This window comes from Novosphingobium sp. SL115 (assembly GCF_026672515.1).
Taxonomy (GTDB): domain Bacteria; phylum Pseudomonadota; class Alphaproteobacteria; order Sphingomonadales; family Sphingomonadaceae; genus Novosphingobium.
Window position 1 is genome coordinate 958,157 of the sequence record NZ_JAPPRG010000002.1, and the last position, 23,428, is coordinate 981,584.

At 62.9% G+C, this 23,428-nt stretch carries 25 protein-coding genes; 14 read left to right on the plus strand and 11 right to left on the minus strand.

Features of this window, described 5'->3' with window-relative positions; genetic code table 11:
• Positions 1-12: 12 nt before the first annotated feature.
• The gene (locus tag OVA07_RS06145) at positions 13-660 is read right to left on the minus strand and encodes a queuosine precursor transporter (protein WP_268170586.1); all 648 of its coding nucleotides are present in this window, start codon (positions 658-660) and stop codon (positions 13-15) included.
• A 98-nt stretch (positions 661-758) separates the two neighbouring features.
• Here OVA07_RS06145 and OVA07_RS06150 point away from each other — a divergent pair, with 98 nt between their 5' ends.
• Positions 759-2,021, plus strand: a complete 1,263-nt coding sequence (locus OVA07_RS06150; RefSeq protein ID WP_268170587.1) for a NupC/NupG family nucleoside CNT transporter — start codon at positions 759-761, stop codon at positions 2,019-2,021.
• A 10-nt stretch (positions 2,022-2,031) separates the two neighbouring features.
• Here OVA07_RS06150 and OVA07_RS06155 read toward each other — a convergent pair whose 3' ends face one another.
• On the minus strand, positions 2,032-2,673 hold the full coding sequence (locus OVA07_RS06155) for a 5'-methylthioadenosine/S-adenosylhomocysteine nucleosidase (protein WP_268170588.1): 642 nt from the start codon (positions 2,671-2,673) through the stop codon (positions 2,032-2,034).
• Positions 2,666-5,242 carry a DNA mismatch repair protein MutS gene (gene mutS, locus OVA07_RS06160; protein WP_268172629.1) on the minus strand — a complete coding sequence of 859 codons (2,577 nt, stop codon included), beginning with the start codon at positions 5,240-5,242 and terminating at the stop codon, positions 2,666-2,668. Before mutS ends, OVA07_RS06155 begins: the two co-directional genes overlap by 8 nt.
• A 166-nt stretch (positions 5,243-5,408) precedes the next feature.
• Here mutS and OVA07_RS06165 point away from each other — a divergent pair, with 166 nt between their 5' ends.
• Both OVA07_RS06165 and OVA07_RS06170 read left to right on the plus strand, forming a co-directional pair.
• Positions 5,409-7,055 carry a hypothetical protein gene (locus OVA07_RS06165; protein WP_268170589.1) on the plus strand — a complete coding sequence of 549 codons (1,647 nt, stop codon included), beginning with the start codon at positions 5,409-5,411 and terminating at the stop codon, positions 7,053-7,055.
• 108 nt (positions 7,056-7,163) lie between these two features.
• On the plus strand, positions 7,164-9,428 hold the full coding sequence (locus tag OVA07_RS06170; protein ID WP_268170590.1) for an NADP-dependent malic enzyme: 2,265 nt from the start codon (positions 7,164-7,166) through the stop codon (positions 9,426-9,428).
• A gap of 123 nt (positions 9,429-9,551) precedes the next feature.
• Here the strand turns inward: OVA07_RS06170 and OVA07_RS06175 are convergent, their stop codons facing one another.
• Positions 9,552-10,142 (minus strand): TetR family transcriptional regulator, encoded by a 591-nt coding sequence (locus OVA07_RS06175; protein WP_268170591.1) that lies wholly within the window; start codon positions 10,140-10,142, stop codon positions 9,552-9,554.
• 65 nt (positions 10,143-10,207) lie between these two features.
• On the opposite strand from OVA07_RS06175, the gene OVA07_RS06180 reads away from it, so the two are divergent.
• The gene (locus tag OVA07_RS06180) at positions 10,208-11,245 is read left to right on the plus strand and encodes an aromatic ring-hydroxylating dioxygenase subunit alpha (RefSeq protein WP_268170593.1); all 1,038 of its coding nucleotides are present in this window, start codon (positions 10,208-10,210) and stop codon (positions 11,243-11,245) included.
• 113 nt (positions 11,246-11,358) lie between these two features.
• Here OVA07_RS06180 and thiS read toward each other — a convergent pair whose 3' ends face one another.
• Positions 11,359-12,354, minus strand: coding sequence for a sulfur carrier protein ThiS (thiS, locus tag OVA07_RS06185; RefSeq protein WP_268170594.1), 996 nt, complete (start codon positions 12,352-12,354; stop codon positions 11,359-11,361).
• Between the two features lie 63 nt (positions 12,355-12,417).
• The gene (locus OVA07_RS06190) at positions 12,418-12,798 is read right to left on the minus strand and encodes a MerC domain-containing protein (RefSeq protein ID WP_268170596.1); all 381 of its coding nucleotides are present in this window, start codon (positions 12,796-12,798) and stop codon (positions 12,418-12,420) included.
• 132 nt (positions 12,799-12,930) lie between these two features.
• Between OVA07_RS06190 and OVA07_RS06195 the strand changes: the two genes are divergently transcribed.
• From OVA07_RS06195 to arsC, 7 genes are all read left to right on the plus strand, one after another.
• Complete coding sequence (locus OVA07_RS06195) at positions 12,931-13,995, plus strand: COX15/CtaA family protein (protein ID WP_268170597.1); 1,065 nt, start codon at positions 12,931-12,933, stop codon at positions 13,993-13,995.
• A 155-nt stretch (positions 13,996-14,150) separates the two neighbouring features.
• On the plus strand, positions 14,151-14,630 hold the full coding sequence (rplM, locus tag OVA07_RS06200) for a 50S ribosomal protein L13 (protein ID WP_268170598.1): 480 nt from the start codon (positions 14,151-14,153) through the stop codon (positions 14,628-14,630).
• Positions 14,631-14,632: 2 nt separating this feature from the next.
• A complete protein-coding gene (gene rpsI, locus OVA07_RS06205; protein WP_268170599.1) occupies positions 14,633-15,178 on the plus strand; it encodes a 30S ribosomal protein S9 in 546 nt (181 codons plus the stop codon).
• Between the two features lie 126 nt (positions 15,179-15,304).
• Complete coding sequence (locus OVA07_RS06210) at positions 15,305-15,997, plus strand: HPP family protein (RefSeq protein ID WP_268170600.1); 693 nt, start codon at positions 15,305-15,307, stop codon at positions 15,995-15,997.
• An 80-nt stretch (positions 15,998-16,077) separates the two neighbouring features.
• A complete protein-coding gene (locus OVA07_RS06215; protein WP_268170601.1) occupies positions 16,078-16,842 on the plus strand; it encodes a class II aldolase/adducin family protein in 765 nt (254 codons plus the stop codon).
• 32 nt (positions 16,843-16,874) lie between these two features.
• On the plus strand, positions 16,875-17,384 hold the full coding sequence (locus tag OVA07_RS06220) for a (2Fe-2S)-binding protein (protein ID WP_268170602.1): 510 nt from the start codon (positions 16,875-16,877) through the stop codon (positions 17,382-17,384).
• Between the two features lie 17 nt (positions 17,385-17,401).
• Positions 17,402-17,743 carry an arsenate reductase (glutaredoxin) gene (gene arsC / locus OVA07_RS06225; RefSeq protein WP_268170603.1) on the plus strand — a complete coding sequence of 114 codons (342 nt, stop codon included), beginning with the start codon at positions 17,402-17,404 and terminating at the stop codon, positions 17,741-17,743.
• A 10-nt stretch (positions 17,744-17,753) separates the two neighbouring features.
• Here the strand turns inward: arsC and OVA07_RS06230 are convergent, their stop codons facing one another.
• The 4 genes from OVA07_RS06230 to OVA07_RS06245 all read right to left on the minus strand — a co-directional run bounded on the left by OVA07_RS06230 (position 17,754) and on the right by OVA07_RS06245 (position 20,428).
• The gene (locus tag OVA07_RS06230; RefSeq protein ID WP_268170604.1) at positions 17,754-17,882 is read right to left on the minus strand and encodes a hypothetical protein; all 129 of its coding nucleotides are present in this window, start codon (positions 17,880-17,882) and stop codon (positions 17,754-17,756) included.
• Positions 17,883-17,926: 44 nt separating this feature from the next.
• On the minus strand, positions 17,927-19,057 hold the full coding sequence (locus tag OVA07_RS06235) for a M14 family metallopeptidase (RefSeq protein ID WP_268170605.1): 1,131 nt from the start codon (positions 19,055-19,057) through the stop codon (positions 17,927-17,929).
• Positions 19,054-19,647 (minus strand): DUF4136 domain-containing protein, encoded by a 594-nt coding sequence (locus tag OVA07_RS06240; RefSeq protein WP_268170606.1) that lies wholly within the window; start codon positions 19,645-19,647, stop codon positions 19,054-19,056. The genes OVA07_RS06235 and OVA07_RS06240 overlap by 4 nt, the downstream gene beginning before the upstream one ends.
• A 91-nt stretch (positions 19,648-19,738) precedes the next feature.
• Positions 19,739-20,428: a DUF4136 domain-containing protein gene (locus tag OVA07_RS06245; RefSeq protein ID WP_268170607.1), complete on the minus strand. Its 690-nt coding sequence runs from the start codon at positions 20,426-20,428 to the stop codon at positions 19,739-19,741.
• Between the two features lie 119 nt (positions 20,429-20,547).
• On the opposite strand from OVA07_RS06245, the gene galE reads away from it, so the two are divergent.
• The 3 genes from galE (at position 20,548) to OVA07_RS06260 (ending at position 22,510) form a co-directional block, all read left to right on the plus strand.
• Positions 20,548-21,552 (plus strand): UDP-glucose 4-epimerase GalE, encoded by a 1,005-nt coding sequence (galE, locus tag OVA07_RS06250; RefSeq protein ID WP_268170608.1) that lies wholly within the window; start codon positions 20,548-20,550, stop codon positions 21,550-21,552.
• Positions 21,553-21,625: 73 nt separating this feature from the next.
• Positions 21,626-21,751 (plus strand): type B 50S ribosomal protein L36, encoded by a 126-nt coding sequence (gene ykgO, locus OVA07_RS06255; protein WP_011446910.1) that lies wholly within the window; start codon positions 21,626-21,628, stop codon positions 21,749-21,751.
• Positions 21,752-21,874: 123 nt separating this feature from the next.
• Positions 21,875-22,510, plus strand: coding sequence for an HAD-IA family hydrolase (locus OVA07_RS06260; RefSeq protein ID WP_268170612.1), 636 nt, complete (start codon positions 21,875-21,877; stop codon positions 22,508-22,510).
• 37 nt (positions 22,511-22,547) lie between these two features.
• On the opposite strand, the gene OVA07_RS06265 is transcribed toward OVA07_RS06260, so the two are convergent.
• Positions 22,548-23,420 (minus strand): OmpA family protein, encoded by an 873-nt coding sequence (locus OVA07_RS06265; protein WP_268170613.1) that lies wholly within the window; start codon positions 23,418-23,420, stop codon positions 22,548-22,550.
• Positions 23,421-23,428 lie beyond the last annotated feature (8 nt).

A 23,428-nucleotide genomic window follows, 5' to 3' on the forward strand; every position in this document is an offset into this window, starting at 1 on the left:
GTTTTCGTGCATTCAGCCCGCAGAATCGAGCTTGCGGCCCAGTTTCAGTACCAGCGCGATGATAAGCGGCACCAGCACGGCAGACAGCACCACCTTGGCCAGCATCTGCCCGGCCATCAACGCGGCAATCGGGCGCACGCCAACAAACGATACGGTGATGAAGATAAGGGTGTCGACAATCTGCGAAAGCGCTGCGGCAATAAACCCGCGCACCGCCAGAAAACGCCCGGCCACGCCGCGCAGGCGGTTGAAAATCCATACATTCAGCGTAACCGACACGCCATAGGCCATGATCCCGGCCAGCATCATCCGCCACGACTGCCCCAGGATGATGGGAAAGGCGTCCTTGGCCGGTTCATACATACCGGGATCGGTCGGCAGGTTCAGCACGAACAGCGTCAGCATGATGGCAAAGGCCAGCGGCAGAAAGCCATAACGCACCAGCCGGTCGGCAACATCCTTGCCGTGCAGTTCGGCAATCCCGCTGGAAATGGCCACCAGCGTCAGAAACGGAAAAATCCCTGCTTCCACCGCCAGCGGACCCAGTGCCACCTGTTTTGCGCCCAGAACGCCCCCCAGCGTCACCATTCCGCCATAAAACAGCGCGAACAGGAACAGGGAGCGGGGCACGGCAGAGGCAGGTTGAGCGTGTTCTTGCATGAAAGGGCCGATAGCGCGCTTTTCAGGCCGCGCCAATTCGCTAATAGATACGCCTGCAACCAAGTTTATCTCTGATCTGCGGAGCCAGAACACCCCCGATGCCTGTCGTTTCCAGTCTCGTCGGGATGCTGCTCATCCTCGCGCTCGCCTTTGTCCTGTCGTCCAACCGTCGCGCCATCCGGCTGCGCGTGGTCGCCGCTGCCTTTGCGCTTCAGGCAGGCTTTGCCGCGCTGGTGCTGTATGTGCCGCTGGGTAACCGCATGCTGCAAGGCGCGGCGGCGGGCGTTGAAGGGCTGCTGGGCTTTGCGCGCGCGGGCGTGGCGTTCCTGTTTGGCCCGCTGGCCGACCCTGCCATCGGCGGCACCAGCTTTGCCATTTCGGCGCTGCCGGTGATCGTGTTCTTCGCCGCGCTGATCTCGATCCTCTATTACCTTGGCGTGATGCAACTGGTGATCCGCTGGATCGGCGGGGCGCTGGAAAAGGTGACCGGCATTTCCAAGGTCGAATCGCTCTGCGCCGCCAGCAATATCTTCGTAGGGCAAAGCGAATCGCCGCTGGTGATCCGGCCCTATCTGGCTGCTCTCAACCCCAGCCAGTTGTTCTGCGTGATGACCGTGGGCATGGCAGGCGTGGCGGGCACCATCCTTGCCGCTTATGCCAGCATGGGTATCCGCATCGATTATCTGGTGGCGGCCGCCTTCATGTCAGCCCCCGGCGGTATCCTGATGGCAAAGATGATGATGCCGGATGAACCGCCCGCGCCCGAAGAAGGCGTGGCGCAAGGTGAGCCGCTGCCCAACCCGCATGTCAAACCCAGCCTTGCATCCGACGAGGAAGAACGCCCAGCCAACATCATCATGGCCGCCAGTCAGGGCGCGCAGACCGGGGTGAAGCTGGCTGTCGCCGTGGGCGCAATGGTGCTGGCGTTCGTCGCGCTGGTCGCGCTTGCTAACGGAATGCTCGGCTGGATCGGCGGCTGGTTCGGCTACCCCGAACTGTCGTTCCAGTTGGTGCTGGGCTATGTCTTTGCGCCGATGTTCTGGCTGCTGGGCGCGGAAACTTGGGCACAGGCCATCCACGCTGGCGGCTATTTCGGCACGAAGTTGGTGCTTAACGAATTCGTGTCCTTTATCGATCTCAGCAAGGATACGATGATGTCGCCGCACATGATCGCGGTGGTCACTTTCGCGCTGTGCGGCTTCGCCAATTTCAGCTCCATCGCCATCCAGATGGCGGTGACCGGCGGCCTCGCCCCCAACCAGCGTCCGATCATCGCCAAACTCGGCATCCGCGCGCTGGCCGCAGGCGCGCTATCGAACCTGATGAGCGCGGCTTTGGCGGGCCTGTTCCTCAGCCTTTAGGGGTTGCTGTTTAAATCAGATGCGCGCTGTAATGCAGCGCCAGCAGGTCCACAGCTTTGGCCAGCTTTTCATCCAGATAGCCCAGCAACCGGTGCCAGTCGTGTGCGCCGGCCAGTTCGCCGGGGCCGTCTGACACGCCGCGCAGGCCCACCAGTGGCAGGCCGAATGTGCGCGCGGCGCGAGCCAGCGCATATGTTTCCATATCCACCATGTCGGCGCTGATCCCGTCCCAGCCATTACCGCTGACCACATCGCCTCCGGTGGACAGCGTAGCAATCGGCAGGTCCAGCGGGGTTTCCAGCGGCAGGTCCACGGGTTCATCCAGATAAGGCACTACGCCCGGCGCAATGCCCAGCGGCGATGCATCGATATCGCGCCATGAAACGCTGCCGATCTGGTGGACCGATCCCAGTGCGCAACGGCGTGATCCGGCGGAACCGACCGACACGATCATGTCGGGCATTTGCCCCGCCGCTGCCAGCCGGGTCAGCGCGATGCCGGTGTGCAGCGCGGCTTCAACTGGGCCGATGCCTGTTATCAGCGGGGTGAACCGGGCGCGCAGGTGCGGGCCATATTCAGGTTCGGCTGCCATGATGAACAGCGCGCGGCGGCTCCCCAGCGCGGTGAGTTGGGAAATTGGTAAATCACCCATTGGCCTGCGCCTTCAATTGATACAGCAGGTCCAGCGCTTCACGCGGGGAAAGCGCGTCGATATCCAGCCCGTTCAGCTTTTCGCGCAGGGCGTCGACCTTCTCCTCAGCCGCTTCGATGGCGGCGGCAAACAGTGGCAGATCGCCCAATCCCGCTGCCAGCCCGCCGGTTTCGGCCCGCCCCTTTTCCAGCTTGTCCAGCACCGATTTGGCGCGCTTCAGCACTGGTGCGGGCACACCGGCCAGCCGTGCCACGGCAAGGCCATAGGACTTGTCTGCCGGCCCTTCGGCCAGTTCATGCAGCAGCACCAGATCGCCCTTCCATTCCCGCGCGCGGACATGGTGCAGCGACAGCGAATCGCAGCTTTCGGCCAGTCGGGCCAGCTCGTGGTAATGCGTGGCAAACAGGCAGCGGCTGCGGTTGATGCCGTGCACCGCCTCGACCACCGCCCACGCCAGCGCCAGCCCGTCATAAGTCGACGTGCCGCGCCCCACTTCGTCAAGGATGACAAAGCTACGCTCGGTCGCCTGTGACAGAATGGCAGCCGTCTCGACCATTTCGACCATGAAGGTCGACCGTCCGCGCGCCAGATTGTCCGATGCGCCAACGCGGCTGAACAGGCGGTCGACCAGCCCGATGGTCGCCCCTTGCGCTGGCACGAACCCACCCGCCTGCGCCAGTAGCACGATCAGCGCATTCTGGCGCAGGAAGGTCGATTTACCGCCCATGTTGGGGCCGCCCACCAGCCACAGCCGATCGTGCGTATTCAGGCAGCAGTCGTTGGAAACAAACCGCTCACCCTTGGCGGCCAGTGCAGCTTCCACCACCGGATGTCGCCCGCCCGTGATTTCAAGGCGCGGTTCGTCAACTACCCGCGGCAGCGCCCAGCCACCTTCGGCAGCGCGCTCAGCCTGCCCCGCCGCCACATCGATTCGGGCAAGTGCGGCGGCGGTGGCGGCAATCGCCTCTTTCGCGCGCACGGCATGGCCGACCAGATCCTCGAAGTGGGCTTCTTCTGCCGCCAGTGCATGGCCACCGCTTTCGGCAATCCGGCCCGCTTCTTCATGCAGCGCCAATGCGTTGAAGCGTACTGCGCCTGCCATCGTCTGACGGTGGGTAAAGCCTGAATCCGGTGCCATCAGCCGGTCAGCATGGCGCGCGGGCACTTCGATGAAGTATCCCAGCACGCCGTTATGGCGGATTTTCAGTGCCGAAATGCCGGTATCGTCGCGGTATTTGGCCTCCAGCGCGGCAATCGCGCGACGGGCATTTCCCGATACGCGGCGCAATTCGTCCAGTCCGGCATCATACCCTTCGGCAATGAACCCGCCCTGCGACCGTTCGGTGGGCGGCGCGGGCACCAGCGCGCGGGCGTAAAGGTCGGTCAGCGCGCCGTGGCCGGAAAGCGACGGCAGCAGCGCATCCAGCGGCGCAGGGCGATCCTTACGGGCGTGCAGGACGTTATACAAACGACGCGCCTCGGACAGGCCATCGCGCAACTGGCCAAGATCGCGCGGGCTTCCGCGCCCCGCCACCACACGGCCCAGCGCGCGGCCGACATCGGGCAGGGCGCGCAACAGGCCGCGAATGTCTGCCCGCAGCAGCGGATCGTCGTGCAACCAGCTTACCAGTTCCAGCCGCCGGTTGATGGCGTGGGTGTCGGTCAGCGGTGCGGACAGGTCTTCGGCCAGCAGGCGCGCACCCGCGCCGGTCACGCAGCGGTCGATGGCTTCGACCAGACTGCCGCGCCGCGTGCCGCCGGTGCTGATCAGAATTTCCAGACTGGCGCGAGTCGCTTCGTCCATCGCCATATGCATGCCCGCTTCGCGCGCAACCGGGGGCAGCAACAGCGGCAACGCACCGCGTCCCACATGGTCCAGATAGGTTATCAGACCTCCGGCAGCGGCCAGCATCGTGCGGCTGAACTGGCCGAAACCGTCCAGCGTGGTCACGCCATGCACCGCCTTCAGCCGTGATTCGCCCTCATCGCTGGAAAAGGTGCGATTCGGGCGCGGTACGCAGTCATACGGTGCGTCGGGCCAGTTTTCCGGCGCGACAATTTCGCTCGCGCCCAGCCGGGCCAGAGCCGCGCTCATCTGGTCGGCGTTGCATTCCTCCAGCTCCATCCGGCCTGTTGAAATATCGCAGGCGGCAATGCCGATGGCCCCGCGCACTTCGCACACCGCGGCCAGCACATTGGCCCGGCGCGGCTCCAGCAGCGCTTCCTCGGTCAGCGTGCCTGCCGTGACAAAGCGGACGATATCGCGCGCCACCAGCGCCTTGGAACCGCCGCGTTTCTTGGCTTCTTCGGGGGTTTCCACCTGTTCGGCAATGGCCACGCGGCACCCTGCCTTTATCAGCCGGGCAAGGTAACCTTCGGCAGCATGCACCGGGACGCCGCACATGGGGATGGGCGATCCGCCATGTTCACCCCGGCTGGTAAGCGCAATGTCCAGCACTTGCGCGGCGACCTTCGCGTCGTCGAAAAACAGCTCGAAGAAATCGCCCATGCGATAGAACAGCAGGCAGTCCGCGGCCTGCTCTTTCAGCGCAAGATATTGCGCCATCATCGGAGTTGGGGCATTAGGTGTCACGCGCTGGTGGCTAGACCAGACGCGCGTGTTTCTCAAACCATCGACACTGGATATCCGCAACTCTCGCCACAAGGGCTTGAGCCAATCAGCGGCCTGAGCCAGTCGATTTTGTGAAACCGGTCTTTGGAAGGTGTGCAAGGGTTTGACGCAAGTCCGCAACAAGGATTGGCTTGAAGGGGCAAAAGCGCTGTGGGCGCGGGCCGGGGCTTTGCCGTGGCTTTCGGGTCCGGGCATTCTGATTGGCGTCCTGCTGGTCTGCTTGCCCTTTGCGCTGGTCGATGTGCCGCCACTGATCGACGTGCCGGGCCACATGGGCGCCGCTGCGATTGAGGCTGCTGGACCCGGCAACCCGCTGGAAAAGTATTTCACCTGGAAATGGGTGTTCACGCTGAACATCGGTGGCGGCGTGCTGATGAAGGTGCTGGGCGCGCAGTTCGGCATTCTGGCCGCCGGGTGGTGGAGCACGGTTCTGGCCACCGGCCTGTTTGCGGGCGGCTGCCTGTGGACCATCCGCATGCTCAACGCCAAAGGCGGCCACGCGGCGGCATGGTCTTTGATGTTCGTGTTCAGCTTCCCGCTGCTCACCGGCTTCCTCAACTATATCCTTGCCACCGGGCTGTCGCTGACCGCGTTCGGCGCGTCGCTGTGGCTTGAAAAGAACCCGCGCGCCCGTGCGATCATGCTGATCGTGGCGCAACCGGTGGCCATGCTGTGCCATGCCATCGGCGGGTTGTTGCTGGCGTTGCTGGTGGGATCATGGGCCGTGGGCCGCGCGATCGATGAACTGCCGCAGGGCTGGCGCTGGCGCGATCTTGCCAACCGCCGCTGGCTGATGACGCTGGACTGGAAAGCCATCGGCCTGCGCTTCTGGCAGGCCTGCTGGCCGCTGCTGGCCACGGTCATCACCATTGCCCTGTGGAAGATTTTCTCGCCCGAACCGGTCAAGAGCATGAACGTGTGGCGCTGGGACCAGAAGGCATGGTCCTTCGTGCTGACCTTGCGCGATCAGTCAAAACTGCTGGATGGCGCCACCACCATCGCCGCGTGTCTTCTGGTGCTGGCAGGCCCGTTTCTGGGCGCACGCTGGCGCTGGCGTCAGGGTCTGCCGGGGCTGATGGTGCTGCTGCTGTTCCTCGCCATTCCCAGCGACATCAACGGATCATCCTTCGTCGATATCCGCCTGCTGCCTGTGGCTTTCATGCTGGTGCTGGGGCTTCAGGACTGGAGCGGGGCGCGCTGGCCTTCGCTGGCGCGCGGCGTGGCGGTTGCAGGCATGGCGCTGCTGGCCGTGCGGCTTACCGTTACCGCGGTCAGCTTTTCGGACTATGCCGAAGATTACAACAAACAGCTTTCGGCGCTGACCCATGTGGAACCGGGCAGCCGCGTGCTGGCGTTTGTCGAGCATTCCTGCCTTGATGAATCGTGGCGCAATACCCGGCGCGATCACCTTGCCAGCCTTGCCAGCCTCTATCGGCAGGCATGGGTGAACGATAACTGGGCCGTGCCGGGCCTGCACATGATCGTGCCGCGCTTCCGCCCCGGTCGCAATTTCACCGCCGATCCGTCGGAATTCGTATGGTCGCAGCGCTGTGCGGGCGGTTGGCGGCGCACGGTCGACAATGCCCTGCAGTTCGCGCCGATTGAACGGGTGGATTACGTCTGGTTGATCGACACTGGCCTGCCGCGCCGTCCCGATCCGCGCCTCCAGCTTGTCTGGCAGGAAGGCCGCAGCCTGTTGTTCAAGGTGCGACCGCTTGGCTTCCCGGCGTGGAAGCCAAGAGATTTCTGAATAATCGATAGCTTCGTATCGGCATCACGGCGTCTAGCCGCCTTGACGTAGCGGCCAAGGTCATACAGGGCCTGATGCTCGCACTACGGCCATATCACGGGGTATCAGATGTCCGAGGAAAGCAACGTCCGCTTCACCGAGCGCGAGGCGCTGTTCTACCACAACACGATCCGCCCCGGTAAGATCGAGATCATCGCGTCCAAGCCAATGGCGACGCAGCGCGATCTCAGTCTTGCCTATTCTCCTGGCGTTGCGGTTCCCGTCCGCGCCATCGCCGAAAATCCGTCCGACGCCTATGAATATACCGCCAAGGGCAACCTGGTTGCGGTCATTTCCAACGGCACTGCCATTCTGGGCCTTGGCAATCTGGGCGCGCTGGCGTCCAAGCCGGTGATGGAAGGCAAGGCGGTCCTGTTCAAACGCTTTGCCGATGTCGATTCGATCGACATCGAACTCGCCACCGAAGACGCGCAGGCCTTCATCGATGCGGTCGCGCTGATGGAACCCAGCTTTGGCGGCATCAACCTTGAAGACATCAAGGCGCCCGAATGCTTCATCATCGAACAGGCGCTGAAAGAACGCCTGAAGATTCCGGTGATGCACGATGACCAGCACGGCACTGCAATCATCTCCGCCGCTGGCCTGCTCAACGCCTGCCATCTGACCGGGCGTGATCTGAAAGACGTGAAGGTCGTGGTCAACGGCGCGGGCGCCGCAGCCATCGCCTGCACCGAACTTATCAAGGCCATGGGTGTGCGTCACGACAACGTGACCATGTGTGATCGTTCGGGTGTAATCTATCGCGGCCGCGAAGCCAGCATGGACCAGTGGAAAAGCGCCCACGCGATTGATACGTCGGCCCGCAGCCTTGAAGACGCGCTGGTTGGCGCGGATATTTTCCTTGGCCTGTCCGCAGCCGGTGCTCTGAAATCCGACTGGGTGACCAAGATGGCCCCCCAGCCGATCATTTTCGCCATGGCCAACCCGGACCCGGAAATCACCCCGCCCGAAGCCAAGGCCGTGCGTCCCGATTGCGTCGTCGCCACTGGCCGTTCGGACTATCCGAATCAGGTCAACAACGTGCTGGGCTTCCCCTTCATCTTCCGTGGCGCGCTCGACGTTCGGGCCACTGCCATCAACGAAGAAATGAAGATCGCCGCCGCCGAAGCAATTGCCCAGCTTGCGCGCGAACCGGTGCCTGAAGAAGTGGCCGCCGCCTATGGCATCAACCACACCTTCGGCCTCGATTACATCATTCCCGCGCCGTTCGATCCGCGCCTGATGGAAGTGGTGTCGTCCGCCGTGGCCAAGGCCGCGATGGATTCGGGTGTCGCGCAAAAGCCGATCGAGGATTTCGACGCCTATCGCAACAGCCTGAAGGCGCGCCTCAATCCGACCACTTCAGTTCTTACCAACGTCTTCGCGCAGGCCAAGGCCAATCCCAAGCGGGTGGTCTTTGCCGAAGCCGAAAACGAAGTGGTGCTGCGCGCCGCCATCCAGTTCAAGGATTTCGGCTACGGCACCCCGGTTCTGGTCGGGCGTACCCAGCCGGTTCTGGCGCTGCTGACCGAATTGGGCGTCAGCAATCCTGAATCCTATGAAATCCACAATTCTGCCGTTTCGCCGCTGGTGCCCGAAATGGTGGAATACCTGTACAAGCAGCTTCAGCGTCGCGGTTATCTGGAACGCGACGTGAAGCGCATGGTCAATCAGGACCGCAACGTCTTTGCCTCGCTGCTGGTGGCGCTGGGCCATGGCGATGCGCTGATTACCGGCATGACCCGCACGTTTGCGCAGTCGATGAAGGAAGTGCGCCGGGTTCTGCACCCCAAGCCAGGCCATCTGCCCTTCGGCATTCACCTTATGGTGGCCAAGAACTATACAGTGTTTCTGGCCGATACGACCGTCAACGAACGCCCTTCGGCAGAAGAACTGGCGCATATCGCCAAGGAAACCGCCGCTGTTGCCCGCCGCATGGGCCATGAACCGCGCGTCGCGTTTCTGTCCTATGCCACGTTCGGCAATCCCGGCGGGCGCTGGCTGGATTCGATCCGTGGCGCGGTCGCCATTCTCGATGCCGAAAACCCTGGCTTCGAATATGAAGGCGAAATGGCCCCCGATGCCGCGCTCAACCCCAAGGTCATGGCCAACTATCCGTTCAGCCGCCTGTCCGGCCCGGCGAATGTGCTCATCATGCCCGGCCTGCAATCGGCCAATATCTCGGCCAAACTGCTGCGCGAACTGGCGGGGAATGCCGTGATCGGTCCGATGCTGATCGGCATGGAAAAGCCGGTGCAGATTGCCCCGATGACCTCGATCGCGCCCGATATCCTGACGCTGGCCGTGCTGGCCGCCGCAGGGATTGTGGGCTGATCTGCTTGCAAATAACCTGACCTTGCGCCCCCGCGCAGGCGGGGGCCTCGGTCGGTCTATGCAGGCGCTCCGTAACAACACAAATGCCTCCGCCTGCGCGGGGGCGCAGGCATGTTGCGCATTTTAGCCATTGGGCAGCTTCGCCGCGTGCATTGCCGCTTCGCGCACAAGGCCGTCCACCAGCAGGCGCAAGCCTTTGGTGTAACTGCCGTCAAGATCGAACATCTGTGACAGGAATTGCGCCATGGCCGCGTTCTCGTGATAGATCGCCCAGCCCAGCGTCAGCGAAAATACCGCCGCTTGCGCAGCCAGGGCATCGGCAACCGAAAAGCCGTGTTCGCACAGCGGTTGCGCCATTTCGCGCGCGCTGTCCTCTCCCGGCGGGGACAGCGGATTGGCCACGGCCAGCAGCCGTGCTCCGTCACGGTGTCCCGCCAGCACCAGCGTCAGCCCCTTGCCCAGTTGCAGCAGCCATGCCCTGCCATCCTTGCAATCGGAAAGGCCCGCCCGCCCGCGCTGGTATATGTCCTGCGCCATCATGCCGGTCAGTTCGGCCTTGTCCTTGACATGCCAGTAAAGCGCGGGGGCCTGCACCGACAGGCGGCTTGCCAGCGCGCGCATGGTCAGCCCGTCCAGCCCCGCATCTTCCAGCAGGGCAAAGGCCGCGCGCAGGATGGATTCCCGGTCGATGGATATGTCGCGCTGTCGTGCCATGCACAGCCGTTTGACAATTTAACAATGTTAAGTAAAGTGGGTGGGCAGTTTGGGAGAACCGCTCGATGATTCACGTTCGCAATTCCTGGCATGTCGCATGCTGGTCCATGGATCTTGCCGTCGGCCAGCCGTTCGGCATCACCATGGCCAACGATCCCGTCGTCATTTTCAGAACCGAAAGCGGCAATCTGGTCGCGCTGGAGGACCGTTGCGTCCACCGGCTTGCGCCCTTGTCACTGGGGCGGTGTGAAGGCGAAAGCCTGCGCTGCATGTATCACGGCCTGCGTTTTGCGGCTGATGGTGCCTGTGTTGAAATTCCGGGGCAGGATATCATTCCTGCCGCAGCCAAAGTGCGGGCCTATCCCGTGGTGGAACGCCATAGCTGGATCTGGGTCTGGCTGGGCGATCCGGCACTGGCGGATGAAAGCCTGATTCCCCAAGCGGTCGGGCTGGATGATCCCGATTACATTCTGGGCCACGGCCAACTCGACTATGCCGCGCAGGCCCAGTTGATTCACGATAACCTGTGCGATTTCACGCACCTTGCCTTCGTCCATCCAGCCAGCTTCGGTGCGACGGAAGAATGGGCCACCACCCGCCCGCGCATTACGCAATTGCCGCGCGCCGTCCGTTTCGAACGCTGGGTGCGCGAGCAAAGCCGCGGGCATTGGGGCGGGGAACTGGTGGATGCATGGTCCAGCTATGAATACCATGTGCCCGGCATCCTGCTGATGCAGACCGCTTCATACGCGGCGGGCACGGCGGACATGCTGAACGATGCCGCACCCACGCCCGATCTGCCGCGCACCGGCGTCACCTTCACCAGTCAGGCGGTCACCGCGCTGACTGACAGCACCAGCCGCTATTTCTTCAGTTGGGGACCGCACCGCGACCATGGCGACGAAGCCTTGCGCGACACCCTGATGGGCGTGGCGGGAATGGCCTTTGCCGAAGACAAGACCATGATCGAAGCGCAGCAGCGGGTGATCGACCTCGATCCTTCCCGCCGCGTTATGCCGGCCACTTTCGACAAGGGCGTCGTGCTCTATCAGCGGCTGGTCGAACGGCTGGCGCGCGAAGAAGGGCTGGAAGCAGCAGCCTGATCCACGACCCTTGCGCCCCCGCGCAGGCGGGGGCCTCGGTGTTGTGACGGAACGCTGCGGCAAACCGCCTGAGGCCCCCGCCTGCGCGGGGGCGCATCATCGGTGGTGTCGGATCAGATCAACCCGGCCAGCGGGCTGGACGGATCGGCATATTTGCGGGTCTGCATCCGGCCCGCCAGATAGGCATCGCGCCCGGCCAGAACGGCGTATTTCATTGCGCGGGCCATGCGGATCGGGTCTTTCGCCTCGGCAATGGCGGTGTTCATCAGCACCCCGTCGCAGCCCAGTTCCATCGCGACCGCCGCTTCAGAAGCCGTGCCGACACCGGCATCGACCAGCACCGGAACCTTGGCCCCTTCGACAATAAGGCGCACGGTCACCTTGTTCTGAATGCCAAGGCCAGACCCGATTGGCGCGCCCAGCGGCATCACCGCCACCGCGCCTGCATCTTCCAGTTGCTTGGCCGCAATCGGATCGTCCACGCAATAGACCATCGGCAGGAAGCCTTCCTTGGCCAGCACTTCGGTCGCGCGGATGGTTTCGACCATGTTGGGATAAAGCGTGCGCGCCTCGCCCAGCACTTCCAGCTTGACCAGATCCCAGCCGCCCGCCTCGCGCGCCAGCCGCAAGGTGCGGATCGCGTCGTCGGCGGTAAAGCAGCCCGCAGTGTTGGGCAGGTAGGTGATCTTCTTGGGGTCGATATAATCGGTCAGCATCGGCGCCTTGGGGTCCGACACATTCACCCGGCGCACCGCCACCGTCACGATTTCCGCGCCAGATGCCGCCACAGCAGCCGCGTTCTGTTCGAAATCCTTGTACTTCCCGGTGCCCACGATCAGGCGGGATGTGAAAGTGCGGCCCGCGACGGTCCAGGTATCGTTGTTGCCGCTCACGTCCGATTGTCCTCCACCCACAAAATGCACGATTTCCAACACGTCCCCTTCGGCAATGGCCACATTGGCCAGCGTCGAACGCGGCACGATTTCACCATTGCGCTCAACCGCCACTTTGGCCGGATCGAGTTCGAGGCTGCGCACCAGATCGGCAATCGATCCGGGGTTTGCGCGGCGCGGTTCGCCGTTGACGGTAAGGGATAGCGTTGCGGTCATGCAGGCCGCTTTAACGATGCCCCTGCGACGCGCAAGGGCGCTCTAGGTGTCGTCAGGTGCGTTTCAGGCTGCGCAGCTATTGTGGCGGATATTGATGATGTGGGCGGCTGCCACCAGCACCACACCGCACATTGTCAGCACCACTTCTTCGGCCCCGTGGCCCACCGCCACTGCCGCGCCCATCAGCGCAAGGCCGGTTCCGCCAATTGCCAGCGGCAGCATCCGCCCATGACGCAAAGCGCCAAGCCCGATGGTGGCGGCCCCTACGATCAGCGCCAGAATCAGTCCCCAGTGATGCACTTCGGGGTCCAGCAGCACGCCACCGCCCAGCCCCAGAATGCCGACAAGAAACACACCGGCAAGGCAGTGGATCAGGCACAGCCCCGAAAGGAGCACGCCGAACCGGTCAAGCCGGGCACGCAAGGCAAGCAGAGCATCAGTCATCACCGGATTATATATGTTATAGTGTATCATTGCGCAAGGGTCTGCCGCAAATGAGGCTTGGTCAATATGCCTCATCATATGCCCGACGAACCCTCTTGCGATTCGCTATGGCTGCGCGCAGGGCACAGTGTCATGACTGCTGCCCAATCGCCCTCCACCCCGAAAGATGCGCTGGCTCTGGCGCGCTGGCTGTTCATCGTCGCGCTGATGGTCGTGGCCATCGTTGCGGTTGGCGGTATTACCCGACTCACCGAATCGGGTGTATCCATCACCGAATGGAAGCCGGTAACCGGCACGATCCCGCCAATCACGCAGGCACAATGGCAGGCAGAATTCGACGCCTATCGCCAGACCCCACAATATGTCCTGATAAATGGTCCGGCGGGGATGACGCTGGAATCCTACAAGTTCATCTTCTTCTGGGAATGGGTCCACCGCCTGCTGGCGCGCACCATCGGGCTGGTGTTTGCGCTGCCGCTGGCGTGGTTCTGGATCAAGGGGCGCATTCCGCAGGGCTACAAGCCCCGCCTGCTGGCACTTCTGGCGCTGGGCGCGGCGCAGGGCGCGGTCGGCTGGTGGATGGTCAAATCGGGCATCGTCAACGATGTGAAGGTCAGCCATTTCCGCCTTGCTACGCACCTGCTGGTCGCGCTGTTCACGCTGGGCGGGCTGATCTGGACCGCGCTGGACCTTGTCGCCCTGGCAAAAGGGCGCCCGCGCGCAAAGCTGCACGGCGTTGGCTTGCTGGCGCTGATCATGCTGGTGGTGCAGCTTTTCTATGGCGCGCTGGTTGCAGGAATGCGCGCGGGCACATCGGCGGGCGGCGGCTGGTTCAACTGGGATGCATGGCCGCTGATGCAGGGCAGTGTCTATCCCGACGGCGTCGACTGGGCGCTGGGTGCGGTCCATGCCTTCGTGTCCGATCCGTTCCTCGTCCACTTTATCCATCGCTGGTGGGCGTGGGCTGTGGTCGTGGTGCTGGTGATTGTCGCGCGGCGCCTGCGCAAGACGGATCGCAAGGCCTCCATCGTGCTGCATTCGGTGTTCGGCACGCAGGTTCTGCTAGGGATATTCACCGTATGGAGCGGCGTGGCGCTGTGGATTGCGGTGCTGCACCAGCTTGTCGGCGCGCTGCTGGTGGCGGCAACGACGTGGAGCGCACATCTGCTGAGCGCGCGCCGACAAGATGCATTTTGAAGGGGCACAAAAACCGGAAGGTATTATTTTACCTCTCCGAAAAGGCCCGGATTGCTTGACTCTTTGGGCCATATGCAACAAAGGCGCGCTTCCTTCGTCGTGATGCGCGGATTTCCGGGTGTGCGACGCACAGAAATCCAGGGAACCGAAGCGCCATGAAGGCACTCAGCAAGGTCACCCGGTCGATCAAACCGGCCGAGGTGGAAAAGAACTGGCATCTTATCGATGCCGAAGGTCTGGTGGTTGGCCGTCTGGCCGTCGTCATCGCCAACCGTCTGCGCGGCAAGCACAAGCCGAGCTTCACGCCCCACGTCGATTGTGGCGACCACGTTGTCGTCATCAACGCCGACAAGGTGCGTCTGACGGGCAACAAGCTCAAGAACAAGACCTACTACAAGCACACCGGCTATGCCGGCGGCATCAAGGAAGTCACCGCGGACAAGGTCCTAGGTGGTCGTTTCCCTGAGCGCGTGCTTGAAAAGGCGGTTGAACGCATGATCCCGCGCGGTCCGCTTGGCCGTGCGCAGATGCGCGCCCTTCACCTCTATGCTGGTGCTGAACACCCGCATGGCGGCACCCAGCCGGTGGCGCTCGACGTCGCTTCGATGAACCGCAAGAACAAGGTGGGTGCATAATCATGGCCGAAACCGAAAACACCGTCTCCAGCCTGGCTGATCTCAAGGATCTGACCGTCAGCGCACCTGCCGCTGCCGCTGCTCCTGCCGAAGCTGGTGAAGAAGCTCCCGTCGTTCGCACCGGTCCTGCAGCTCCGCTGCGTGATCGTGAAGTTGACGCACAGGGCCGTTCGTATGCTACCGGCCGCCGCAAGGACGCCGTGGCCCGCGTGTGGCTGAAGCCCGGTTCGGGCAAGGTCACCGTCAATGGCCGCGATCAGGAAGTGTACTTCGCCCGTCCGACCCTGCGTCTGGTTATCAACCAGCCGTTCCAGGTTGCCGGTCGCGAAGGCCAGTACGACATCGTCTGCACCGTCAAGGGTGGTGGCCTTTCGGGCCAGGCCGGCGCGGTCAAGCACGGCATCGCTCAGGCGCTGTCGAAGTTTGAACCTGCCCTGCGTGGCGCGGTCAAGGCTGCCGGGTTCCTGACCCGCGATAGCCGCGTTGTTGAACGTAAGAAGTATGGCCGGGCCAAGGCTCGCCGCAGCTTCCAGTTCTCGAAGCGCTAATCGCGTTTCAGACAGTCGCAAGGCTTCAAGAATCAAGGGGTTGGCCGTTCGGTCAGCCCCTTTTTTCTTGCCTGCGGTCTGCGTCTGTCCAAAGGCGTGCCGGGGACCGAGAGGAGTATTGTGCCGATGCCATCCGGCTCGAAAATGTTTGGCCAGTTGCGCCCCGGCGGACGTCTGGGCTGGGCACGCGGGGCCACGGGCGCGCTCATCGGTGTGGCGCTGGCCGGGTTGCTGGGCCACGTTCTTCCTGCAGGTCACCATTGGCCGTGGATCGTCGCGCCGGTGGGGGCATCGGCGGTGCTGGTCTTTGCGGTTCCGGCCAGCCCGCTGGCGCAACCTTGGTCGGTGCTCGGCGGCAGCATGATTTCGGCGCTGGCGGGGCTACTGGTCGGCCACATGCTGGCGGATGTGCCGACGCTTGCCGTGGGTGTGGCAATGGGCCTTGCGATTGCAGCGATGACTTATGCGCGCTGCCTGCATCCACCGGGCGGTGCATGTGCGGTGCTGGGGGCGTTGACTGCGACGTCTGCCGATGGATCGTGGGCAGTACTGCTGTTGCCGCTGGGCCTGAATGTGGCCGTGCTGATTGCAGTTGGCTGGCTATACAACAATCTGACCGGCCACGCATGGCCGCACCGTCCGGTGCAGGCGCCACCAACGCCGCAAATCCCGTGGGTCGGCACATATCAGCGGGCCGATCTGGATGCCGTGCTGGATGAATGGGATGAAGTGCTGGACGTGAACCGCGACGATCTGGACGCGCTTTTTCGCGCGGTGGAGCGCCGGGTGGCGCGGCGGTGGGAGGATGATCGCAAGTAGGAGCACAGGCGACTTGCGCTTTTGGTCCTTGCGATACAGGTTGCAGATAACAACCAGATCAATTGTGGAGAGAGCGCGCCATGACCAACCTGCATCGGGCCAATATCGAATGCAGTGATGCCGAATGGCAGGCGCGGCAGGATCTGGCCGCGTGCTATCGCATCTATGACCATCTGGGCTGGTCGGAATCGATCTATAACCACATTTCGCTGAAAGTGCCGGGCGAAGAGGGCGCGTTCCTTATCAACCCGTTTGGCCTGCTCTATTGCGAAGTCACCGCATCGAATCTGGTCAAGATCGACATCGACGGCAACAAGCTGGATCACAGTCCCCATCCGGTCAATCAGGCAGGTTTCACCCAGCATGCCTATTTCCATCGGCATCTGCCGTGGGCGCATGCCATTGCCCATGTCCACACGACCGAAACGATGGCGGTGTGCAGCCTTGAAGAAGGGCTGATGCCGATCAACTTCTATGCCTGCAATTTTGCCAACCAACTGGCCTATCACGATTTTGAAGGCGTGACGGTGCGCGCCGAAGAGGGCGAACGCTTGCTGGAAAACCTCGGCAGCAAGCGTATCCTGATGCTGAAGAACCACGGGCCGGTGGTTTTGGCGCAAACCCTGCCACAGATGTTCATCATGCAGTGGAGCCTGCAACGCGCCTGCGAAATCCAGATTGCCACGCTGTCGATGGGCCGCCCCGCCATCCGTGTGCCGGACGATGTGATCGCCATTCACCAGCGCGATCTTTCGCAAGTGAGCGCAGGCGGCGCGGTGGGCGAGGCGGATTTTGCTGCATGGACCCGGCGGATTGACCGGATTGACCGTAGCTGGCGGGATTGATTGAACGGCTACCCTGCGGCTAAGCGGGGGACATGGCCCGCCTTACCGTCAACAACCAGCCCGTGCAGTATCGCCTTGATGACGATACTCCGCTGCTGTGGGCGCTGCGCGATGCGGCAAATCTGACCGGCACCAAATATGGCTGCGGCACGGGCGAATGCGGGGCCTGCACCGTCATTGTCGATGGGCAGGCGATGCCCAGTTGCACGCTGCTGCTGGGTGAGGCCGAAGGGCGCAGCGTCACTACCATCGAGGGTTTATCGGGCGACCGGTCGCATCCGGTGCAGCAGGCGCTGGTGGCCGAACAGGCGATCCAGTGCGGGTTCTGCACGCCGGGTATCGTGATGGCCGCAGCCGCGTTGCTGGCGGGCAATGCCGTCCCTGCCGATGAAGACATTGCACGGGCTATCACCAATATCTGTCGCTGCGGCGTCTATCCCCGGCTGATCCGTGCAATCCAGCGCGCGGCACGGGTGATGCGCGGTGAAGAAACGATCAGCGCCGCTCCGCCGCCTGCGATTACCCCGCCGGGTGCGAATTGAGTCAAAAGGAACAGGGCATGAAAGCAACGATCTGGCACAATCCAGCCTGCGGCACGTCGCGCAACACGCTGGCGATCCTGCAGGATGCGGGCCATGACGTAACCGTGGTGGAATATCTGAAAATGCCGCCCGGCGCAGAAAAGTTGGCGCAGATTTACCGGGATGCCGGGATTACGCCGCAGCAGGGACTGCGTTTGCGGGGCACCGATGCGCAAGAACGCGGACTGCCACAGGCAGATGATGCAACCGTGCTGGCTGCGATGGCGGCAGAGCCGAAGCTGATCGAACGGCCACTGGTGGAAACCGAAAAGGGTGTGCGGCTGTGTCGTCCGAAAGAACTGGTGCTGGAAATCCTCTGACAGCGAAAGGTCAGAAAGGAAGCGCGCGTCCGGCAAGGATCAGCGCGGTCGCGCAGCCCAGCACAATCGTCTTGCGCAGCAGTTCCTGCAAGGCAAGTGCGGGGTGGTTCGCATGGATCAGGGCAATGGTGCGGCTCATATCCACGCCATGCGCCCCGATCCGTTAACGCACGGTAAAAGCGCTTAACGCTCCAGCCATTCCAGCAACGCGGCCATACAGTCGCGGCCCAGATGTTTTGACCGTTCCGGACTCCATCCCTGCACAGCGCAGGGCAGGTCGTCATTGTCCTTGAACGGCATTTCCAGTGTCATCGCCACGCAGCCGAACCGCTGCGCTACCTGATTGGTCGACATGGCAAGGTTGGCCCGGCCTGGCGCTGCTGTGGGATACCCGCGCGCGGTCTGAAAATCGGGAGTGCGGCGTTCCAGAATGTGGCGATAGTGGGCATAGCCTTCGCCCAGCGCGTCGGTCCACGCCGGGATGCCTTCAAACCCGGCGATGAAGGCATAGGGAATCGCCTCGTCCCCATGGACGTCCATGGCAAAATCGACGCCGGTTGCGTCCATCGCATTGCGGATTGCCAGCACTTCGGGGGACCGCTGCGCTGTGGGTTCATGCCATTCGCGGTTCAGGTTCACGCCCACCGCATTGGTGCGCAGATGCCCCCGGCACGATCCGTCAGGATTGGCATTGGGAACAATATGGAACCGGCAAAGCTGCAACAGGCGGCGGGCATGCGGGTCTGCCGGATCGGTCAGCATTTCCAGCGCACCTTCCATCCACCATTCGGCCATCGATTCGCCGGGATGCTGGCGGGCATAAAGCCAGACCTGCTTGTCCCCGCTGCCCATCTCAAGGCAATCGATCGGCTGGCCTTCGATGCTGGTGCCAAGGCTGCGATAATCCACGCCGGGCAGGCTGGCGATGGCGGCCACCATGTCGTGATGCCGCTCCATCGAAAACGGCGCGAAATAGGCAAACCAGCACATGCCTGCATCGGGCGTGTGACGGATGGTCAGCGTGCCGCCTTGCTCGCGCGGGTCATAACTGGTGCCGGTGCGGCCCCAGAATTCGCGGTCTTCGGAAAAGGCAGCGCGATAGTTCGGCCAGCCGCCGGGATAGGCGGACGCCTCCAGCCCGGTGATCTTCAGTTCCACCTCGCGGCCCTTCGCCCCGTCGACGCGGAAATGGAACCACTGGAAAAACTCGGAATCGCGGTCCTTGCGGATGGCCAACCGGGCGCTGGCACCTTCGACGTGCAGCACTTCGATATTGCCGGAATCGAACGCGGCATTGATGCGGATATCAGTCATTTGACGGTGATAGTCTCACCCGACGTGCCGGGGAAGCCCGCGAACAGCGCATGGGCCAGACGGGGCGCGGCAAGCGACGGGGTGATTTCCTTTGCGTTGGCCTTCTCGCGCGTTTCGGCCCGGCCTTCCCACAACGCTTCGCCGGTCTTGCGGTCACGAATGCGCACGGACAGGCGGGTAACCACCATGTCTTTCGGCCCGCCGCCAAGGTTGAAGCCCACGCCCAGCCCCACACCGCCGCCATAGCTGCCAGTCGATCCACCCACGCCAACGCTGACAGGACTGCGCGCCCGGTCGCGGCGCAGCGTTTCGCGCTCGACCATCACTTCGGCTACGCCATCGGCCGCGCCGGGTGTGGCGCTGCCGAAGCCTGCGCCGGAAAGCTCGCGCTGCACGGCGGCTTGCCACACTTGCCCTTCAAGGCTGGCGGCATCGGCGCCGGGACCACTTTCGACGATCAGCGCTGCGCCTTTCAGCCGGGGCAGGGTTTGCGCGGTGTGAAACCGCGTCACCTCAACCGCTGCCGGTTTGGCAAGGGCTGGCGCGACGATCAGGGTTGAGAGGGCAATAGCAGCCGCAAGACGTTTCATTGGCGTGGCATCCTTCCAGCCACCAAGGTGGGGACCAATCCCGCCCCGCGCAATGTCAAACGGCACAGGTCAAACGGCACAGCAGCGGTGATCAGCCGCCCGGCGTAACTTCGGTCGCATCGGCGAAGCGGGCGAACAGCGCCGATGCCAGCCGCGCCGCCACCGCGCCATCGTTCAGCCCGTCATCGTCCTCGCGCGTCTGGGCTTCGGCATGGCCTTCCCACAGCACGCGACCCGATGCCTGATCGCGGATACGCACGTCCAGCCGGGTGGAGATGATGGCTTTCTTCGCCTTGGTCAGATCGACGTTCAGCGCCAGCGCGCTGTAATTGCCGCGATTGGAAACGCCCACTTCCATCGCGCCTGACACCGGCTTCTTCTTGGCTTCTTCGGGCACCACAACAGCGTGGCTGATGCCGATCTGCGCAATCTGACCGCCTTCCGCGCCGCTGACGGCAGTGTCGTATCCCAGCTTGGCCAGTTCATCGACCACCGCAGCCTCATAGACCGGCAGCTTCCATTCTGCTTCCACGCCGGGCGCAGCGGACACCGTAATCGGCCCCTTGCCCAGCGCATCGCCTGCATCGGTGGCGCGATAGGCTTCGACATCGACCTTCTTCGATGGTTCGGCAGAGCGTCGCCCATCGGCGCCGCGCAGGCGCTGATCCATCATGCCTCCGCCATATCCACCGCCCCACATGCCACCGGGCATGGGCTGGGCCTGCGCCGTTCCTGTCAGGGCAAGGGCAAGCGCTACGAAACAGGGTAATCTGGCGTTCATTCGAATTTATCCGACGAAGGGCTAGGGGCAGTCAGCACAAGGCAGTAAGCGTCCTGCACTGTCGCAAGTATGAACGCGCGGCTGGCCTATATCCTTCGCGCAACAGGAGTGATTCGTCGATGACCAAGGTTCCCGTTCTCGTAACCGGCGGTGCAGGATACATCGGCAGCCATGCCGTGCTCGCGCTCAAGGATGCAGGCTGGCCGGTCGCTGTGATCGACAATCTGACGACCGGCTTCCGCTTTGCCGTGCCTGATGGCGTGCCGCTGTATGAAGGCGATATCGAAGACGGCGCGCTGGTCGCCCGGATCATCGCGGAACAGGGCATCAAGGCGATCATGCATTTTGCAGGCTCGATCATCGTGCCCGAATCGGTCGAGAACCCGCTGAAGTATTACCACAACAACACCGCCAAAAGCCGCGCGCTGATCGAATCAGCAGTGCAGGGCGGGGTGGCGCACTTCATCTTTTCATCCACGGCGGCCACCTATGGCATCCCCGAAGTTTCGCCGGTGACCGAAGACAGCCCGAAAAAGCCGATCAATCCTTATGGCATGTCCAAGCTGATGACCGAGACGATGCTGGCCGACGTGGCAAAGGCGCATCCGCTGAACTATTGCGTATTGCGCTATTTCAACGTCGCAGGCGCCGATCCTCAGGCGCGCACCGGCCAGTCCACCGCCGGGGCCACACATCTTATCAAGGTCGCGGTCGAGGCTGCGCTTGGCAAGCGTGAATCGGTCGGCGTGTTCGGCACCGACTACGCCACGCCCGATGGTACAGGCGTGCGCGATTACATCCACGTGTCCGATCTGGCGCAGGCCCATGTGCTGGCGCTGGCCGAACTGGTGGCCAGCCCGCGCGACTGCCTGACCATGAACTGCGGTTATGGCAGCGGGTTCTCGGTCTTGCAGGTGCTGGACGCGGTGGACCGGGTGACCAACAATAAAATCGTGCGCGTCATGCAGCCGCGCCGCGCGGGCGACCCTGATTCGCTGATTTCGGACAACAGCCGGATCAAGGCCACGCTGCCATGGGTGCCACAACATGCCGATCTCGATACCATCGTTGCCCACGCGCTGGCGTGGGAGCGCAAACTCGATGAAATTCGCGGGAAAGGTTGACTTGGCCGGTCGCCGTCTTTAACGGCCACGCTTCAGTTTTCAGCCCGGTCAGCTTCGGGCAAAGGGATTCGACATGAAGATTCGCAACAGCCTGAAGTCGCTCAAGGACCGCCACCGGGACAACCGCGTAATCCGCCGCCGTGGCCGCGTCTATGTGATCAACAAGACCCAGAAGCGCTTCAAGGCGCGCCAGGGTTAATCAACCAGTTTCGGTGTGGTCCCGCGACGGCGGGGCTGCACCGGAAACACGGCTGGCCTCACTTCGGTAGAGGCCCCAACCCCCGCCACAAGCGGGGGTTCTGTCGTTTGCAGGGTGTCGTTCGTGCCAGAGCGCGTGGTTGAATCAGAGCGTGTGGTTGATACGGTCGTGTGGGATATCGGTCGGGTGCTGGTCGAATTCGATCTTGGCCGCATCTACCGCGACATGATTCCCGATTGTGCCGAGCGCGCCCGATTCGTGGCCCAGGTGGTGACTGAAGACTGGCACGCCCAGCACGACGAAGGCGTTTCCTTTGCCGAAATGGTTGCCGCGCGCACTGCCGAATTTCCGCAACATGCCGCGCGCATCGCCCGCTATGCCAGTCATTGGCTGGAAAGCCTGCCCGGCCCGGTCCCCGGCACCCACGGCCTGATTGAACGGCTGGCCGCGCAGGACGTGCCGCAATATGCGATCACCAATTTCGGCGTCGATGCGTGGGAATTGTTCCGCCCGACGTTCCCCATCCTGAACCATATGCGCGATATCGTGGTTTCGGGCATCGAACGCCTGATAAAGCCCGATGATGCAATCTTTCACCTTGCCGCGCGCCGCTTCGCCCGCGCGCCGGAAACAATGTTGTTCATCGATGACAACGCGGCGAATGTCGCCACGGCAAAGCGTCTGGGCTGGAACGTGCATCACTTCACAGGTGATGCCGATGCGCTTGAAGCGCGAATGCAGGCGCTAGGTCTGCTGTAGCGGGGCGGCCACACAAGGCCCGCCCCGTTTCCTGTTCTTACAGCCCGTCCAGACCCTTGCTGACAAGGACGTTCACCGCAACGCGGCGGTTCTGGGCCTTGCCTTCAGCGGTGGTATTGTCTGCCACCGGGTCGGCTTCAGCCATGCCGGTAGGGGTTAGCATGCGATAAGGCTTCCAGCGGCACTGCTGTTGCAGATAGTTGATCACGCTGGCCGCGCGCTTTTCGCTAAGCTGCTGGTTGTAATCCTCGTTGCCGACCGAATCGGTATAACCCACGACCAGCAGCAGCGCGTTATCCATGCCGTCTGCCGTGCTGGCGGCCTGACACAGTTCAGCCTTGGCCTGCGGCGAAAGCGCGGCCTTGCCGGTGTCGAAATAGACGTTCGTGGTGTTCTTGACGTTGTACTTGTCGATATCGCCCATGCGACCGCGCAGCGCCTGCGTGGCGGCGGTCTGCTCGGCAAAGCCCTGTGCGGTGCCGTTGCGGATCATGTTGGCGGTCTTGAAGTCGCCGTTCTTGAAGCTGATCTGGCTGGCCAGCAGGGTCGAGCCTGCCTGCATCGTCTTCACCGTAACCGGCAGGCCGTTCAGCAGCGAAGCAGCTTCCAGCTTGCTCTTGCTGCCAAACAGGCCCGAACTGGCCTTGATGCGGGTGTCCTCGTTGATGAAGACCACCGTGCTGGTGCCATCGGCTGCCGTCACCTTCAGCTTGTCTGCCTTGCGTGCGGTGATGATGCCCTTGATCTCAGGCCCCTTGGTCATCGCACTGGTATCGGGCAAAGGTTCGCCTTCAACGATGATGTTGGGGTCTGACGCCTCTTGCTGGCGGGCGGAAACGCCAACCGATGCTGACGCGGCGACTGCGGCAAGCAGGAGGAAACCACTCTGCTTGCGGGAAATAACTGCCATGAAACACT